The organism is Kribbella caucasensis, assembly GCF_004361855.1.
Lineage (GTDB): Bacteria > Actinomycetota > Actinomycetes > Propionibacteriales > Kribbellaceae > Kribbella > Kribbella caucasensis.
Genome location: NZ_SNWQ01000011.1, coordinates 29,307 through 44,977, shown reverse-complemented (window position 1 = coordinate 44,977; position 15,671 = coordinate 29,307). Strand labels below are relative to the sequence as shown.

Annotated in this window: 16 protein-coding genes; 6 read left to right on the top strand and 10 right to left on the bottom strand. The window is 68.2% G+C overall.

The genetic code is table 11. The features are described 5' to 3' along the window. Positions 1-7 precede the first annotated feature (7 nt). The gene (locus EV643_RS22465; protein WP_133802082.1) at positions 8-1,135 is read right to left on the bottom strand and encodes a PfkB family carbohydrate kinase; all 1,128 of its coding nucleotides are present in this window, start codon (positions 1,133-1,135) and stop codon (positions 8-10) included. Positions 1,136-1,230: 95 nt separating this feature from the next. Between EV643_RS22465 and EV643_RS22460 the strand changes: the two genes are divergently transcribed. The 3 genes from EV643_RS22460 to EV643_RS22450 all read left to right on the top strand — a co-directional run bounded on the left by EV643_RS22460 (position 1,231) and on the right by EV643_RS22450 (position 4,512). Continuing rightward, the gene (locus tag EV643_RS22460) at positions 1,231-1,998 is read left to right on the top strand and encodes a DeoR/GlpR family DNA-binding transcription regulator (protein ID WP_133802081.1); all 768 of its coding nucleotides are present in this window, start codon (positions 1,231-1,233) and stop codon (positions 1,996-1,998) included. After that, entirely contained in the window at positions 1,995-3,335 is a 1,341-nt protein-coding gene (locus EV643_RS22455) for a 6-phospho-beta-glucosidase (protein ID WP_133802080.1), read from the top strand. Before EV643_RS22460 ends, EV643_RS22455 begins: the two co-directional genes overlap by 4 nt. 103 nt (positions 3,336-3,438) lie before the next feature. Beyond that, positions 3,439-4,512, top strand: coding sequence for an aldo/keto reductase (locus EV643_RS22450; RefSeq protein ID WP_238165725.1), 1,074 nt, complete (start codon positions 3,439-3,441; stop codon positions 4,510-4,512). On the opposite strand, the gene EV643_RS22445 is transcribed toward EV643_RS22450, so the two are convergent. From EV643_RS22445 to EV643_RS22435, 3 genes are all read right to left on the bottom strand, one after another. Next, entirely contained in the window at positions 4,466-4,666 is a 201-nt protein-coding gene (locus tag EV643_RS22445) for a hypothetical protein (RefSeq protein ID WP_133802079.1), read from the bottom strand. The genes EV643_RS22450 and EV643_RS22445 overlap by 47 nt on opposite strands. Beyond that, on the bottom strand, positions 4,663-5,964 hold the full coding sequence (locus EV643_RS22440; RefSeq protein WP_133802078.1) for a hypothetical protein: 1,302 nt from the start codon (positions 5,962-5,964) through the stop codon (positions 4,663-4,665). The genes EV643_RS22445 and EV643_RS22440 overlap by 4 nt, the downstream gene beginning before the upstream one ends. Before the next feature lie 69 nt (positions 5,965-6,033). Beyond that, complete coding sequence (locus EV643_RS22435; RefSeq protein WP_133802077.1) at positions 6,034-7,491, bottom strand: flavin-containing monooxygenase; 1,458 nt, start codon at positions 7,489-7,491, stop codon at positions 6,034-6,036. Between the two features lie 71 nt (positions 7,492-7,562). Between EV643_RS22435 and EV643_RS22430 the strand changes: the two genes are divergently transcribed. Next, positions 7,563-8,195: a TetR/AcrR family transcriptional regulator gene (locus tag EV643_RS22430; protein ID WP_133802076.1), complete on the top strand. Its 633-nt coding sequence runs from the start codon at positions 7,563-7,565 to the stop codon at positions 8,193-8,195. On the opposite strand, the gene EV643_RS22425 is transcribed toward EV643_RS22430, so the two are convergent. From EV643_RS22425 to EV643_RS22405, 5 genes are all read right to left on the bottom strand, one after another. After that, positions 8,192-8,800 (bottom strand): response regulator transcription factor, encoded by a 609-nt coding sequence (locus EV643_RS22425; RefSeq protein ID WP_133802075.1) that lies wholly within the window; start codon positions 8,798-8,800, stop codon positions 8,192-8,194. The two genes, EV643_RS22430 and EV643_RS22425, sit on opposite strands and share 4 nt — an antisense overlap. Beyond that, positions 8,797-9,930 (bottom strand): sensor histidine kinase, encoded by a 1,134-nt coding sequence (locus EV643_RS22420; RefSeq protein WP_202869704.1) that lies wholly within the window; start codon positions 9,928-9,930, stop codon positions 8,797-8,799. Before EV643_RS22420 ends, EV643_RS22425 begins: the two co-directional genes overlap by 4 nt. Before the next feature lie 24 nt (positions 9,931-9,954). Further along, on the bottom strand, positions 9,955-10,689 hold the full coding sequence (locus EV643_RS22415; RefSeq protein WP_133802074.1) for an ABC transporter permease: 735 nt from the start codon (positions 10,687-10,689) through the stop codon (positions 9,955-9,957). Further along, complete coding sequence (locus tag EV643_RS22410) at positions 10,686-11,585, bottom strand: ABC transporter ATP-binding protein (RefSeq protein ID WP_133802073.1); 900 nt, start codon at positions 11,583-11,585, stop codon at positions 10,686-10,688. Before EV643_RS22410 ends, EV643_RS22415 begins: the two co-directional genes overlap by 4 nt. 84 nt (positions 11,586-11,669) lie before the next feature. Next, complete coding sequence (locus tag EV643_RS22405; protein WP_133802072.1) at positions 11,670-12,524, bottom strand: EamA family transporter; 855 nt, start codon at positions 12,522-12,524, stop codon at positions 11,670-11,672. Positions 12,525-12,681: 157 nt separating this feature from the next. Between EV643_RS22405 and EV643_RS22400 the strand changes: the two genes are divergently transcribed. Beyond that, a complete protein-coding gene (locus EV643_RS22400; protein WP_133802071.1) occupies positions 12,682-13,785 on the top strand; it encodes a sulfite oxidase in 1,104 nt (367 codons plus the stop codon). A 73-nt stretch (positions 13,786-13,858) separates the two neighbouring features. Here EV643_RS22400 and EV643_RS22395 read toward each other — a convergent pair whose 3' ends face one another. Further along, complete coding sequence (locus tag EV643_RS22395) at positions 13,859-15,016, bottom strand: RNA-guided endonuclease InsQ/TnpB family protein (protein ID WP_202869703.1); 1,158 nt, start codon at positions 15,014-15,016, stop codon at positions 13,859-13,861. 336 nt (positions 15,017-15,352) lie between these two features. Between EV643_RS22395 and EV643_RS22390 the strand changes: the two genes are divergently transcribed. Next, entirely contained in the window at positions 15,353-15,571 is a 219-nt protein-coding gene (locus tag EV643_RS22390) for a hypothetical protein (protein ID WP_133802069.1), read from the top strand. Positions 15,572-15,671 lie beyond the last annotated feature (100 nt).

The window sequence follows — 15,671 nt, the reverse complement described above, 5'->3', positions numbered from 1 at the left end:
GGGTCGGTCAGATCGGGGTGACGTCCGCGTTCCGGGCGATGGTCGCCGCGGCCCGGCGTACGGCGCCGACGGGGACGGTGGGGACGATCTCGTCGAGGAATGCGTACCTGCGCCGCAGCGAGCGGCTGTAGCTGGACTGGTCGGTGGAGTCGCGAAGGTCGTGCCACCAGTCGGCGATGTCGCCCCAGCCGGGCGCGGCCAGCGAACCACCGAACTGCTGCACGGCCAGGGCCGAGCAAAGGGTGGCGAAGGCGAGCCGGTGCTCGAGCGGCCAGCCGGCCAGCGTGCCGACCACCAGACCCGCACCGAAGACATCACCGGCGCCGGTCGGGTCGAGCGCGGGGACGCGGAGAGCCGGCACGCTCACCTCCTCGCCAGTGGTCGCATCGATGGCCAGCGCACCCTCGGCACCGTTGGTCACGACGGCCAGCGGGACGCGATCCGCCAACGCATACAGGGCATTCTGGGCCGTGTCGGTGCGCGTGTAGGCCATCGCCTCGCCCGCGTTCGGCAGGAAGGCGTCGCAGTGCTCCAGCTGGTCGAGCACGCTCGTCGACCAAGCGCCGCTGCCGTCCCAGCCGACGTCTGCGAAGACCTTCGCGTCCTCCTTGCGGGCCAGATCGACCCAGCTCGCGCGGTCCGGATCGCCGAGCGGCTCGATCTCGCCGAGATCCACGATCACCGCCCGGCTCCGCGGTGGCTGCCCGATCATCTCGGTCGCCGGCAGCGGGGACGGGTGGCCGTGGGTCACCATGCTGCGGTCGCCACCGTAGGCCGCCGAGACCGTCACCGGCGAGTGCCAGTTGTCGAACCGGCGGGACCGGCCGAGGTCCACGTGCTCCTGCTCGGACAGGGTTCGCCAGCAGAAGTCCGCGTAGTCGTCGTCGCCGAAGGCCGCCGCCAGCGAAGTCCGCAGGCCGAGCCGGCTGGCCGCGATCGCCAGGTTGGCGATGCCGCCGGGGGAGGAACCCATCCCGTCGGCCCAGACCTCGGTTCCGCCGGCCGGGGCGTCCGCGAGGCCCGTGAAGATGATGTCGAGGAACACCGTGCCCCAGACGAAGACGTCGAACTCGGCGCCTCCGGGGCCACGTTGACCGGCCAGTGGGTCGTACGTCGTGTCCGGCATGTCGGCCATCTTGCTCCTTACATACCCGCCCTGGCAAGCACATTTGATCAAAAGGATGCAGATCCTGCGCACTTTTGATCGCGAATGACTGATATCTTCGAGGCGTGCGACACCAGCGGCAACTCGACATCGTCCAGCGGCTGCGGACCGACGGCGCCACCTCGGTGGACGACCTGGCCCGGTTGCTGGGAGTCAGTTCGGCCACCATCCGCCGCGATCTGCAGCGGCTGGACGAGGCAGGCCAGATCACCCGGGTGCACGGCGGTGCGATCATTCCCTCGGACGACTCCGAGGATGCGGACCGCGAGCGGCCGTTCGCGACCGTCGCGGCCGACGAGGCGCCGGACAAACGGTCTGTCGCGAGGCTCGCGGCCACCCTGATCGACGATGGAGATGTCGTCCTGCTGGACGTCGGCACCACCACGCAACTGCTGGCCCGCGAGCTCCGCGGCCGCCGGGTGACCGTGATGACCACCAGCCTGGCCGTCCTCGACGTCCTGCGTGACGACCCCGCGGTCGAGCTGATCCTGCTCGGCGGGTGGGTACGCCGGGCCTACCACTCCCTGGTCGGCGTGCTCACCGAGGACGCCCTTCGGCAGGTGCACGCCGATCTGGCCTTCCTCGGGGCGAGTGGTGTCCGCCGCGACGGCGAAGTACTGGACACCACGCTGGTCGAAGTACCGGTGAAACGAGCCATGATCGAGGCCTCCGACCGCGCGGTTCTGCTGGCCGACAAGCAGAAGTTCCCGGGCACTGGGAAGCTCAGGGTCTGCAACGTCGCGGACCTGAGCATGGTGATCACCAATCCCGGGGCCGACCCCGAGACCCTTCAGATCTGCAGTGACAACGGCGTGGAGGTCCTGTCCACATGAAGCTGGCCATCCTGGGGGGCGGCGGGTTCCGCGTGCCGCTCGTCTACGGCGCGCTGCTCGGTGATCAGAGTTCCCGGCGAGTGGACCGCGTCTGCCTGTACGACGTGGCCGCGGACCGCCTGAACGCGATCGGCGAAGTCCTGCGACAGCTCGGAGCGGACCACGACCAGGCACCGTTGGTGGAAACCACCACCGACTTGGATGTGGCCCTGGAAGGCGCCGACTTCATCTTCTCGGCGATCCGCGTGGGTGGACTCGAGGGGCGCACCGGTGACGAGCGGGTCGCTCTGGATCTCGGGTTGCTCGGTCAGGAGACCACCGGGCCCGGCGGGTTGGCGTACGGCCTGCGCACACTGCCGACCGCGGTACAGGTGGCTGAGCGGGTGGCCGCTGTCTGCCCAAACGCGTGGGTCATCAACTTCACCAACCCGGCCGGGATGATCACCGAGGCGATGCAGCAAGTTCTCGGCGATCGGGTGATCGGGATCTGCGACTCCCCGATCGGCCTCGGCCGCCGGGCGGCTCGCGCCCTCGGCCATGAGCCGTCGCGGACGTCGGTGGCTTATGTCGGCCTCAACCACATGGGCTGGCTGAACGGTCTCGGGTACGACGGACGCGACGTACTGCCTGAGCTGATCCGGGATTCAGGGCTGCTGGCAACGATCGAAGAAGGCCGGCTGTTCGGGCCCGAGTGGATCCAGGCGCTGGGGTGTCTGCCCAACGAGTACTTGTATTACTACTACTTCACCCGGGACGCGGTGGCGTCGATCAAGGGCGGCGCGGAGACCCGCGGCGAATTCCTGCTGAACCAGCAGCGCGCCTTCTATCAGTCTGTCGCAGCTCGCCCCGAGACCGCCTTGTCGCAGTGGCGACAGATCCGCGCGGAGCGGGATGCCACGTACATGAAGGAGTCCCGTACCGCCTCGGAGTCCCGCGACGCGGCCGACATCGAAGGCGGCGGCTACGAAGGCGTCGCGCTGGCGATCATGGCAGCGATCGCCCGCAACGAACGCGCCACCATGATTCTCAACGTCCGCAACGGTTCCACCGTCGCCGGCCTCCCTGCGGAAGCCGTGGTGGAGGTGCCCTGCACAGTCGATGCCGACGGCCCCCATCCCCTGGCCACCACTCCGCTGCCCGGCGAACAGCTCGGCCTTGTCCAACAGGTCAAGGCAGTCGAACAGCTGACCATTCAGGCCGCCGGCGAACACTCCCCCACCCTGGCTCTCAAGGCCTTCGCTCTACACCCCTTGGTCGACTCGGTAACCACCGCGCGCACCTTGCTGTCGAGCTACCAGTCCCGACATCCTGAGCTCGCCCGTCTCCTCCGAAGGTAGACGGTCGCTCGAAGGTAGGAGGGCCAGTCCCAGGAAGAGGTGTCCCTTTTGCGGTGGCTGTCGGGTGCGGAAGCTGAGAGTGAACGAGACAAGGAGATTCTCAGTGACTTCACTTGACAGTTACCGCCTGCTCGGGCGGTCCGGGCTGCGGGTTTCGCCGTTGTCGCTCGGGACGATGACGTTCGGCCCCGACTGGGGCTGGGGTGCGGACAAGGACGAGGCCGCGCGCATCTTCGACCTGTACGTCGATCGCGGCGGCAACTTCATCGACACGGCCAACCAGTACACCGGCGGCACGTCCGAGGAGTTCGTCGGCCAGTTCGCGCGTGACCGGCGCGACGAACTGGTGATCGCGACGAAGTACACGGCGACCAGCCGGCCGAACGACCCGAACGCAGGGGGCAACCACCGCAAGAGCATGGTCCGCTCGGTCGAGGACAGCCTGCGCCGGTTGCAGACCGACTACATCGACCTGCTGTACCTGCACGCCTGGGACTTCACCACACCGGTCGAGGAGATCCTCCGGTCGATGGACGACCTGGTCTCGGCCGGCAAGGTGCTGTACGTCGGGATCTCGGACATGCCCGCCTGGCAGGTGTCCCGGATGCAGGCGATCGCCGAGTTGCGCGGCTGGTCACCGTTGATCGCGCTGCAGATCGAGTACAGCCTGGTCGAGCGGACCGTCGAGCGGGACCTGATCCCGATGGCGCGCGAAATGGGCCTCGGCGTACTGCCGTGGTCGCCGCTCGCGTCGGGCGTCCTGGCCGGCAAGTACACCGCGGCGGACCTGGACCACGGCGGCGGCAGCGCATCCGCGGCCGGTTCCCGGAAGAACGTTGCCGCGGCCAACAACTCGCTGACCGAGCGGTCGCTGGCGATCGCCGACGTCGTGAAGGCGGTTGCCGCGCGCAACGACCGTACGCCGTCCCAGGTGGCGCTCGCCTGGACGCTGCGGAACCAGGCGGTGACATCACCCATCCTCGGCGTCCGGACGCTCGCTCAGCTGGAGGACAATCTGGGCGCGCTCGAGGTGCAGTTCAGCGACCAGGACGTGACCGAGCTGGAGGAGATCAGCAAGGTCGAACTGGGCTTCCCGCACGACTTCCTGAGCCGCCCGATGCCCCGCAGCGTCATGCTCGGCGACGTCCAGATCGAACCGGCTCCGATTCCGCGCTGACGTCCGGCAGGTCTCCCAGGTCGGCGTCCCAGTCGTCCTCGTCCGGTAGGGCGGCGTCGTTGCGGCGGGCGATGCGGATGAAGGCGACGATCAGCAGGATCGGCCCGAGGAACATCGCCAGCTCGGGGATCCCGCCCATGTGCAAGACGATCATGAGGCTGTCACCAGCGCGATCCCGCCGGCGGTGAAGGCGACCATCGCCGCCAGCATCGGGTACTGCGCCTGGCGGAGGTGGCGGCGTCTGAAGAGTTCGGTGGCGCGATCGTGCGCGGACACTACCCCGAGTACGTGTCCGAGCACGATCGCGCCGATCTGGACGGTGGCGATCAGGCCGGTCCCCAGGAACGCGTAGTCCACCCGCGTTCCACCGGTGCCGAGCAGATCCCAGCCGCGGCCGAACGGATCCGTTGCCAGCAGCAACCCTTCCTGGCCCTGGAACATCGCGAACGAGAAGTAGTGCGCCACCGCGTACCCGATCGCGATCGGCACCAGCGAATGCGCGAACAACCCCGACAGCTCGGCTCGCCCGACCGCACCCGGCCGTACGCGAGCCGACCCGGTCGCCCCAGCCGCGACCACGAACAACACCGACACCACGGCGACCGCCACGAGCAGCCCGACCGTGTAGACGACGATGTGTGCGCCCTCGTCGAGCTGACCGGTCCGGCTGGTCCAGACCGACCACCGGGAGAGCCCGTCGAAGGCGGTCGATCCGAGCAGCAGGCAGAGCAGGCCGACCAACCCGGGTTCCTGTGGCATCGAGGCCAGCCCGGCCAGGGGGTTGCGCAGTACCAGTTGACCGTCGACGCGTCCGAAGATGCTCAGCCGGGCGAGGGTTTCGGCGTACACCTCGAAGCTGTCCCCGGTCCCGAACCATCGAGGCCCGAAGACGATGCCGGCGGCAACGTTCACGACGGAGTACACGGTCACGAAGGCGGCGACGACCAGTGGATCGGAGCCGTCGGGGTAGGTGAGCTCGAGCCAGAGGAAGCCGAGCAGTCCCGCGACGGCCGGCCAGTACGCCAGGTTGCTGGGCAGGGGGCGATAGGACTTGCGTGGGATGAGACCGGCCAGCGTCCGGAGCGGGTTCGCGAGCCGCCAGACCGGGCCCAAGAGCAGCGACAGCGGGATGATGCCGACCCAGATCCAGACGTAGAGCCAGGTCGGTGCCGGGTTCACCGCGGGCGAACTGCTCCCGAACCATGCCGCCCCGAGCAGCAACGCCCAACAGACCAACCCGACAGCCTTGAGCAACCACCGAGTCGCCGCACCGTCGACGACCCGTCTCAACCCGCGCAACGGCGCACAACTTGCGCGCGAGAACTTCGGCCTCGCCCAAAAGGCCGCCAGTGCGAAGAAGGACACCGCGACCGCGGCTGCCGCCGAGTAGATCGCCAGCCACAGCGGCACCGGCAAATCGCCCCGGCCACCGATGCCGTGCAACGCGATCATCCGCCCGCGCCCCTTCGCTCAGCTATCTGACCGATCGAATGTAACACGATCGATGTCACATAGCGAGAGTCACCGCGTCCGGTACTCCGCCGGGTCGAAGCGCCGGGTCAGCCGGCGGAACCGGAAGGTGAAGGACGGCCAGATCGTGGTGTTGCGGCCCTCCGAATCGAGGTACCAGCTCGTGCATCCACCGCGGGTCCAGATCGTGTTGCGCATCGACGAGCGGACCCGGTCGACGAACTCACGCTGCACCTCGGGCCGGACCTCGACCTCGCGCAGGCCGCGCGCGTCCATCGTCTTCACCGCGTCCAGGATGTAGGCGATCTGCGACTCGATCATGAACACCATCGAGCTGTGCCCGAGGCCCGTGTTCGGACCGATCAGCAGGAAGAAGTTCGGGAAGCCGGCGATCGCCGTCCCGAGGTGGGCCTGCATCCCGTCCGACCAGGCCTCGCGCAGGGTCTGCCCGTCACGGCCGTACAGCATGTCCATCACCGGCAGGTCGGTCACGCGGAATCCGGTGCCGTAGATGATCGTGTCGACCTCGTGCTTCACGCCGTCGTCGGTGACGATGCCGTTCGGCGTCACCTCGGCGATGCCGTCGCCGACGACCTCGACGTTCGGCTGCGCGATCGCCGGATAGTAGTCGTCGGAGATCAGCACCCGCTTGCAGCCGAGGGTGAAGTCGGGCGTCAGCCGGGCCCGCAGCTCGGGATCGCGGATCTGCTGCGCGAGGTGATTCTCGGCGATCTTCTGGAACTGCTTCATCAGCGCGGGCAGCTTGGCGAACCCGAGCACCATCGACTCGCGACCCCAGTAGATCCCGGCCCGGACCGCCTTCTGCGTAAGCGGAAACCGGCGGAAGACGGCCTTCTCGAAACCGGTGATCTTCCGGTCCGGCCGCGGCATCACCCAAGGCGGCGTGCGCTGGAAGAGATGCAGTTCCTCGACCTCTGGCTGGATCGCCGGCACGAACTGGATCGCGGACGCGCCGGTCCCGATCACGGCGACCTTGCGGCCACTCAGGTCCAGGTCGTGGTTCCACTGCGCGGAGTGGAAGACATCGCCCTCGAAGGACTCGATCCCCGGCAGTTTCGGGTACGACGGCTCGGCCAGCGGCCCCATCCCGGAGAGCAGCAAATCGGCGGTGAAGTCGCCTTGGCTGGTGTGGATCCGCCAGTGATCCTCCTGCCAGTGCGCGGACTCGACGGCGCGGCCGAACCGGATGTGCGGACGGACCCGGAACCCGTTGGTCACCTGGTGCAGGTAGTCCTCGATCTCGGGCTGCGGGGAGAACGTGCTCGACCACTCCGGGTTCGGCGCGAACGAGAACGAGTACAGGTGCGAGGGGACGTCACACCGGCAACCCGGATACGTGTTGTCGCGCCAAGTCCCACCGACGTCACCGGCCCGCTCGAGTACTACGAAGTCGTGGTACCCGGCTTGCTTCAGCCGGACCGCCATCCCGATGCCGGCGAACCCGGTGCCGATCACCACGATCCGGTAGTGCTGCCGCTCAGCCGTCATCAGAACCTCCAGAGGGAGCAACGGAAGAACTTACTCGGAGTAAGTTACTCGGAGTCAGTTAGACTGCGCAAGTGACGTCGACCACGGACAACGCAGTACCGGCCAAGCGGCGACGGGATCGGGCGGCGCGGGAGCGGGAGATCCTCGACGCGGCCGAGCGGATCTTCGGCGAGCGCGGCTACCAGGGCACCTCGATGGACGAGATCGCCGCCTACGTCGGTGTCTCGAAACCGCTGATCTACCAGTACTACGGCTCGAAGGACGGCCTGTTCCTCGCCTGCCTGTCCCGCCTCCGCGCCCACCTCCTCGAAGCCGTCTCCAAGGAGGTGCTGGCCGCCCCGGACGCCGAGCAGGCGATGTACGCCGGGCTGGTCACCTGGTTCCGCTTCCTCGACGAGCACCCGCGAGCCTGGTCGGTGATCGTCGACGAGGGCATGCTGACCACCGGTCCCGCGGTGCAGGCGGCTGACGAGGTCCGCGCCGATTTCGTCGAACTGATCGCCATGATGGTCCGGCTCAACCTGCCGGCCGGCCGCGACACCGACGAGGAGGAGGTCCAGATCATCGCCTGGACCATCTCCGGCGCCACCGAGCGACTCGCGATCTGGCGCACCAAGAACAACAACTCTCCGTCCCCCGAAAAGGTCGCCCGCACCCTCCAAGACCTCCTCTGGCAGGGCCTCGAAACGCTGCGAAAGAGCTAGAGCCAGCCGCTGTCGACGGCGATTCGGGCCGCTTCGGCCCTCGTCCGAGCTCCGGTTTTGCCGATCGCCGCAGACAGGTGGTTGCGGACGGTCCCCTCGGACAGGTGGAGCTCGCGAGCGATGTCCGCGACCGTCCCACCTTCGCGCGCGGACCGCAGTACGTCGGACTCCCGGGCGGTCAACGGGCTCGTACCCGCGACCAGCGTCTCGGCGGCCAGCGACGGGTCGACCACTCGCAGCCCCTGATGCACCCGGCGGACCGCATCTGCCAGTTGCGCGGCAGGCGTGTCCTTCACCACGAACCCGGCCGCCCCCGCCTCCATCGCCCGCCGCAGATACCCGGGCCGCCCGAAAGTCGTAACGATCAACGCCCGAACCCCCGGCACGGCGGCTCGCAGCGCGGCGGCCGCCTCGATCCCATCCAGCCCGGGCATCTCCACGTCGAGCAGGGCCACGTCGGGTTTCGTCGTACGGGCTGACTCGACGACCTCGTCACCACGGCCGACCTCGGCGACCACCTCGAGGTCGGGTTCGAGGTCGAGCAGCGCGGCCAGGGCGCCCCGGACCAGGGCCTGGTCGTCCGCGATCAGCAGTCGGATACTCACGGAACCACCCTGACAGCCAGCCGGAATCCGTCATCGGGCGACTTGCCGACCGACAGGCTCGCGCCGGCCTGGTCGGCACGTTCGCGGAGCCCGATCAGGCCGTGCCCGGAGGCGCCGCCGCCCGGTCCCGGGCCCTTCCCGTCGTCGAGCACCTCGATCTGGTCCGCGTTCAGCCGGATCGTGCACTTCTTCGCGCCCGAATGCCGGATCACATTCGTCACACCCTCACGGACCACCCAGGCGAACAATTCGCGGTACTCCTCCGGCACCTCGTCGACGGTATTCGGCAGCTCGGCCCTGATGTCGGCCGCCTGCAACGCCGCGTGCGCCGCGACCAACTCCCCTGCCAGGCTCAGCTCGCGGTACCCGGCGACCGCGGCCCGTACGTCGGCCAGCGCCGACCGCGCGAGCTGCTCCACGTCTGCCACCTCGGAGGCGGCGCGATCCGGGTTGGCCGCGATCAACCGCTGCGCCAGCTCGGCCTTCACGGTGATCACGGTCAGCGAGTGGCCGAGGATGTCGTGCAGATCGCGGGCGAACCGGTTCCGCTCCTCCTGCACGGCCAGCTCGGCGAAGTCCTCCCGGGCGACGGCCAGCTCGACACTGCGCTGGATCGCCCGCTGCATCCCGAACACGGCCAGCGCGCCGAGGAAGATCGCGAACCCGTAGCTGCTGTCCTCGGTCCAGCCCGGCACCAGCCGCATCGCCAGTTCGGCACCGCCCAGCAGGACCAGGGTGACGGCGACCGCGACCGGCAACTGGAGCGCCATCATGCCGACGGCGGTGATGTAGACGAGCGCGGTCAGCGCGGTCTGGCCGGCCGCCGGAACCATCGCCAGGGTCAGGATCAGCATGACGCCCAGGTAGGCGAGCCGCTGCAACACCGGCAACTGGCCCGCCTTCAGCCCGACCTGACGGATCCAGACGAAGAAACTGAGATAGCAGAGCGCGAACAGCAACAGCGCGCCGATGCCGACCACGCGCTCCACACTGTGACTGTGCTTGACCATCTGCTGCAGGGGTTGGGCCAGGTAGAACAACCAGATCCCGGCAGCAAGCCAACCCCACGGACGCGGTCTGGTCTGGCCCCGTTCGGCCAGCGCGTCCAGTAGGGTCGGCGAGCTCTTCACAGTTGTCACGCTAGCCGGTCGTTCTCACGCACGGGCGGTGTCCGCGCGGTACCGGCGTAGTCCGATGAAGCCGAGCGCCACGGTCCAGCACAGCACCACCACCAGCGCGTGCATGTCCAGCCCGCTCTGCGACAACGCACTCCGTGAACTCAACCCGGTCCAGTACGCCGGGGTCAGGCGCGCCACGTCCTTCATCACGGCCGGCATCTGCTCGACCGGGAGCCAGAGTCCGCCGAAGGCCGCGATCAACATGGTGGTGAGACCGGTGATCGGTTGCACGCTGTCCGGCTTGGCGACGTACCCGATCACCAGGCCCAGCCCCGCGAACGGCAGCGCACCGAGCCAGGAGACCAGTGCGACCGAGATCCACTGCCCGGCGCTGAGGTGCACATGTCCGAGGATCATCCCGGCCAGGAACACCACCAGCATCGGCGGGATCGCCAGCAGCAGCGAGAGGATCACCTTCGTCATCACGTAGGCCTGCGGCTTCAGCGGGGTCAGCCGCAGCGTCCGGTTCCAGCCGCCGTCGCGTTCCGTCGCGATCACGCCGCCGCTGCTCATCGTGGCGTTCATCGAGCCGAACATCGCCATACTGACCATCACGTAGGCGATCGCCGAGATCCCGGCCTCGGTGTCGGACTCCTTCAGGCTGGCCCCGAAGATCAGGAACAGAACCAACGGCATCAGCACCGCGAAGATCAGCACCCGCCGGTTGCGCAGCGTCCGCTTGATGTCGAAGAGCAAGTAGTCGAGGTTCATGCCAGGGTCTCCTGTTCGGCGCCGATCGCCAGTACTGCGTCCTCGAGGTCGGCCGAAGTCACCTCGATGTCGTGGGCAAGGGTGTTGGCCAGCAGGTAGCGCAGGGTGTCGTCGGAATCCGCGCACTGCAGCAGTTCGACGTCCCCACGCGTCTCCACATCCCGTACGCCGGGGAGCGCGGCCAAGGCAGCCAGGTCCGCACCCGGCACGGTCGCCCGGATCGTCCGGCCCGACACGCTCGCCTTGATCTGCGCGGAGGTGCCGTCGGCAACGATCCGGCCGTTTCGCATCAGCACAACGCGATCGGCGTACGAGTCGGCCTCTTCGAGGTAGTGGGTCGCGAACAGCACGGTCCGGCCGTGTGCGGTCTCGGCGTGCATCGAGGCCCAGAAGTCGCGCCGGGCCTCCACGTCCATCCCGGTGGTCGGCTCGTCCAGCACGATCAGGTCCGGCTGCGGGATGATCGCCATCGCGAACCGCACCCGCTGCTTCTGACCGCCCGACAGACCCTTCATCTTGCGGCCTTTGAGATCCGCGATTCCCGCGCGCTGTAGGGCTTCTTGGGGTTGTAGTGGCTCCTGGTGGAGGCCGGCTACGAGGTCGAGGAGCTCACCCACCTTGGCGTCCTCGATGATCCCGCCGCTCTGCAACATCACGCCGACCCGGCCGGCCGCGATCGCGTTCGTCGGGGAGTCGCCGTACACCCGGACGTCGCCCTGATCCGGCCGCACCAGGCCCAGCAACACCTCGATCGTGGTCGACTTGCCGGCGCCGTTCGGGCCCAGCAACGCCACCACTTCGCCCGGCCGGATCGCGAGGTCCACGCCGGCCACAGCCTGCACTTCGCCGTACCTCTTGGTCACTCCGGTGAGGGTGACCGCAGTAGTTGTCGTCATGTATCTCAGATTGCTGTCGCGCGGCTGGGAAGGCCTCGGCTGCGCGTCACGAGGTGGGCATGACATCCGTCAGCCGCGGGCGTGTCAGATGTCGGGGGCCTCACTGCGCGAGGTGCGGGTGATGGTGATGGAGGCGCCCACCACGCAGGCCATACCGAGCAGCTGTATGGCGTCGAGTTGTTGCCGCAGGATCAGGAAGCCGGCGGTCGCCCCGACGGCCGGTTCGAGACTCATCAGGATGCCGAACACGGCCGGCCGCATGTTCCGCAGCGCGAGGGTCTCCAGCGAATAGGGCAACACGGACGACAAAAGCGCGATGGTCAGGCCGATCGCCAGTACGTCGGGCTGGACGAGCTCGCTCCCAGCGGAACCGATGCCGAGCGGCACGGTGATCGCGGTGGCGACGACCATCGCCAGCGCGAGCCCGTCGAGCTGGTCGAACCTGCGTCCGGTCTCGGCGCTGAGCAGGATGTAGCAGGCCCAGAGCGCACCCGCCGTCGCCGCGAACCCGACTCCGAGCCAGTCGACCGCGGACAGTTCGTGCCCGTTCACCAGGATCACGCCGAGGCCGGCCGCCGCGACCGCGATCAGATCCCGCCGGCGCCGCGACATCGCCGCCGCCAGCCCGAGCGGCCCGATGAACTCGATCGTCACGGCGACGCCGAGCGGCAGCCGTTCCAGGGACAGGTAGAAGGACAGGTTCATCAGTCCGAGGACGATGCCGAAGGCAAACACTGCGAGGAGATCCCGCTTGCTCCGCCGCCGGATCGACGGCCGCGCGATCAGCAACAGGATCGGCACGGCCAGGGCCAACCGGAGCCCGACGGTCCCGGGCGCTCCCATCCGCTCGATCAACTTCGCCGCCAGCGCCCCGCCGAACTGGACCGAGACCACCCCACTCAGCACCATGACCGTCGGCGGCACACGCACATGACTCACCCCCCGATCACACCATGCCCTCTCCCACCCCCAGCTCCCCGGCCACCTGCACAGTGTTCAAGTTGCCGGATCCTCGCTCTCGGTGAGCGACTGGGCCTACATCTGGCCGACCGGTGGCCTGCTGACTAGGGTTGGGTCCAAGCGAAGGGGGCGTGAGATGTCGATCGAGCAGTTCAGCCCGAAAGGGCGGTTGGCGGACACCGGCGAGGGGATCACGGGGGACGAACTCCAGCTGGCGGCGCGGAACCACGGGATGCCACTCGAGGCACTCCGGTACGACCTGACCCCACCCGGTCTGCACTACGTCCTGGTGCATTACGACATCCCGCTCACGAACGCGGCGAACTGGTTCCTCACCATCGACGGTTGCGTCGAGCAACCACTGTCGTTCGGCCTGACCGAGCTCCGGGCGATGGGCCGACAGACCGTCCGTGTCACCCTCGAATGCGCCGGAAACGGACGGGCCGCACTCCATCCGCGACCGATCAGTCAGCCCTGGCTCGTCGAAGCGGTTGGCACCGCCGAGTGGACCGGCGTACCGCTGGCCGATCTGCTGGCCGCGGCCGGGATCCGCAAAGACGCGCGCGACGTGGTGTTCACCGGCGCGGACCATGGTGTCGAGCGTGGCGTCGAACAGGACTACCAGCGCGGCCTCACCGTCGCGGAAGCCGTCGACTCCGGCGCGATCGTCGCCTGGGAGATGAACGGGATGCCGCTCCCCCCGCAACACGGCTATCCCCTGCGTCTCGTCGTACCAGGCTGGTACGGCATGGCCAGCGTCAAGTGGCTGCGCTCGATCGAACTCATCGACCACGAGTTCCGTGGCTTCCAGAACGCGGTCGCCTACCGCATTCGCTCCGAGCCCAACGAGCCAGGCGTGGCCATCACCCGGATCGAACCGCGGGCGCTGCTGATCCCACCCGGCCATCCCGACTTCATGACCCGGCACCGCTTCGTCCCGGCCGGCGACGTCACCCTCCGGGGCCGCGCCTGGTCCGGCTGGGCCCCGATCGACCGGGTCGAGATCAGCGTCGACGCCGGCGTCAGCTGGCACGATGCCAAACTGGATGCCGACGGCAACGACGAGCTCGCCTGGCGCGGCTTCACCCACGACTGGGCCGCCACCCCCGGCGAACACGTCCTCACCGTCCGCGCCCACGATCAGAGCGGCCGCGTCCAGCCGATCGAGGCCCCCTGGAACCGCGGCGGCTTCGCCAACAACACCGCCCAGCGCATCACCGTCCTGGTCACGTCAACTTGACCCGGCCCTGGAGGGTCGGGCTTGGAGGTAGGGCACCACTGGGTGTGGTGTGGCCTCCTCCGTCCGGACACCCTTATGGGGTGGCGGGGACGCGTGACTCACGCCCCGCTGTCCACGCGGTCTCGCCGCGGGCGGCGATGTTGCGGGAGGCGTTCCGGTCGGCGTGGGCAACGACCCCGCACGCCCGGCAGATGAAGAGGGCCTGGGTGGCCCGGTTCTTCTTGTCGATGTGATGGCACTCGGCGCATTCCTGGCTGGTGTAGGCCGGGTCGACGTACTCCAGTGGGACACCGGCCCGTCGGGCCTTGTACTCGATGAAGGCGCCGAGCTGGTGGAAGGCCCAGGAGTGGAGCGTGACCCGTTGGGGCTTGCGGAGCCGTACCCTCTGCCGGATGCCGCCCAGGTCTTCCAAGGCGATACCGGACGAGGTGCGTTCAGCCTCGGTCACGATCTGTTTGGCGATGATGTGGTTGACGTTCGCGGCGTGCCGCCGTTCCTTGCGGCGGCGGTTCTTCAGCCGTCGCTTCGCGGACTTGGTGTGCTTGGCCTGGAGCTTCTTGCGCAGCTCGAGCTGCCGCTTGCGGTGCCGGTTCAGGCCGCGACCGGCGGCCCGGTAGCCGGTGGACGTGGTGGCGATGTTGACGATGCCCAGGTCCACACCGACAAACCCTTCAGGGGTGTACTGCTCGGCCTCGGGGACCTCGCACACGGCGATCAGGAAGAACACGCCACCGCGCTCGAGCAGATCGGACTCGCCTTGCCGGTACTCGCGCAGCGTCTTGAGCTGGTCGGCGGAGCAGGCGAACCGCAGGTTCTTGAGCCGCCCGGCCACCGTCCAGATGCTGACGGTCTGCGCGTCGTACTGCCAGGACAGACACCGGTCGTCGTAGGGGTGCGCCGCATCCGGCCGGAAAACGATGGGCCTGGACTCGGCCCTGGCCCGACGTCTCGATCCCGGCTTGCCGAGGTTCCCGGCGCGGATGTTCGCCTGCAGCGTGGTGTAGGCGTCGCGGACCTTCTTGATCGTGTGCTGCGCGGCCTGGGCTCCCAGCCCGGCCACCTTCAGCTCGGCGTACGTGTGCTTGCGCAGCTCGTACTCCCGCGGAACACCCCGCTCGAACGCCACGCCCGACACCCAGTTCGCCCGGTCGTTGACCGTGCGCAGGGTCGCCTCCAGAGCCGGCGCCTGGGCGGCGTCCGGGATCAGTTTGACCTGCACAACGACCTTCACGAACGCGATCGTAACATCACTCTGTGTCACCGCGAGGGGAACCAAACCCATCATCCACAGGGGAACTAACGGTCGTCTACACCCTCCACGCACACTGGCGCCGCCTCTTGCGACGGCACCCCGCTGACGATCATCAACGACTACATCGAGCATCAGAAACAACCGTCGTAGACCACGGGTCAGAGCAGACCCGAGACGCGACTCCTCCCGGGCATGAACGCCCGGGGATCCTCGCCAGACTATCCCGAAACCCCGCGTGTCGCTGCCGCTCCGCGCCCTCGCCAGTCACATGATGGGGGTGGGACCGCACGATTCTCACTCCAGGAGACACGGGCGATGAACGGCACTGAGATCCACCTGCACGCACGGATCTTCCGCACCGGCACCACCTGGTACGCCGACGTCGACAACGACCTCGACCCCCAACCAGACAACCCCTACTGGTACGGCCTCTACCACTCGCAACGGACCGCGATCGAAGCCGTGTGTGCTCGCCTGGCCGCGTTCAACCTCGAGCAGGCAGAACGACTGAACCACCAGCCGCTGATTGCCTGACTCCGTCCGTCAGGCCGAGTGGCTGCGTCCGGTCCGATGAAACAAGGCGAGAGAGCGGCAACCACTCCGCCGGGAAACGTCGTGACGGCGATCACGGCTA

What these genes read in the sequence shown, in the direction of transcription:
- EV643_RS22465 (WP_133802082.1), bottom strand. Translation starts at nt 1,135, where the DNA reads ATGGCCGACATGCCGGACACGACGTACGACCCACTGGCCGGTCAACGT.
- EV643_RS22455 (WP_133802080.1), top strand. Translation starts at nt 1,995, where the DNA reads ATGAAGCTGGCCATCCTGGGGGGCGGCGGGTTCCGCGTGCCGCTCGTC.
- EV643_RS22445 (WP_133802079.1), bottom strand. Translation starts at nt 4,666, where the DNA reads ATGATCGTCTTGCACATGGGCGGGATCCCCGAGCTGGCGATGTTCCTC.
- EV643_RS22440 (WP_133802078.1), bottom strand. Translation starts at nt 5,964, where the DNA reads ATGATCGCGTTGCACGGCATCGGTGGCCGGGGCGATTTGCCGGTGCCG.
- EV643_RS22435 (WP_133802077.1), bottom strand. Translation starts at nt 7,491, where the DNA reads ATGACGGCTGAGCGGCAGCACTACCGGATCGTGGTGATCGGCACCGGG.
- EV643_RS22415 (WP_133802074.1), bottom strand. Translation starts at nt 10,689, where the DNA reads ATGAACCTCGACTACTTGCTCTTCGACATCAAGCGGACGCTGCGCAAC.
- EV643_RS22410 (WP_133802073.1), bottom strand. Translation starts at nt 11,585, where the DNA reads ATGACGACAACTACTGCGGTCACCCTCACCGGAGTGACCAAGAGGTAC.
- EV643_RS22400 (WP_133802071.1), top strand. Translation starts at nt 12,682, where the DNA reads ATGTCGATCGAGCAGTTCAGCCCGAAAGGGCGGTTGGCGGACACCGGC.
- EV643_RS22390 (WP_133802069.1), top strand. Translation starts at nt 15,353, where the DNA reads ATGAACGGCACTGAGATCCACCTGCACGCACGGATCTTCCGCACCGGC.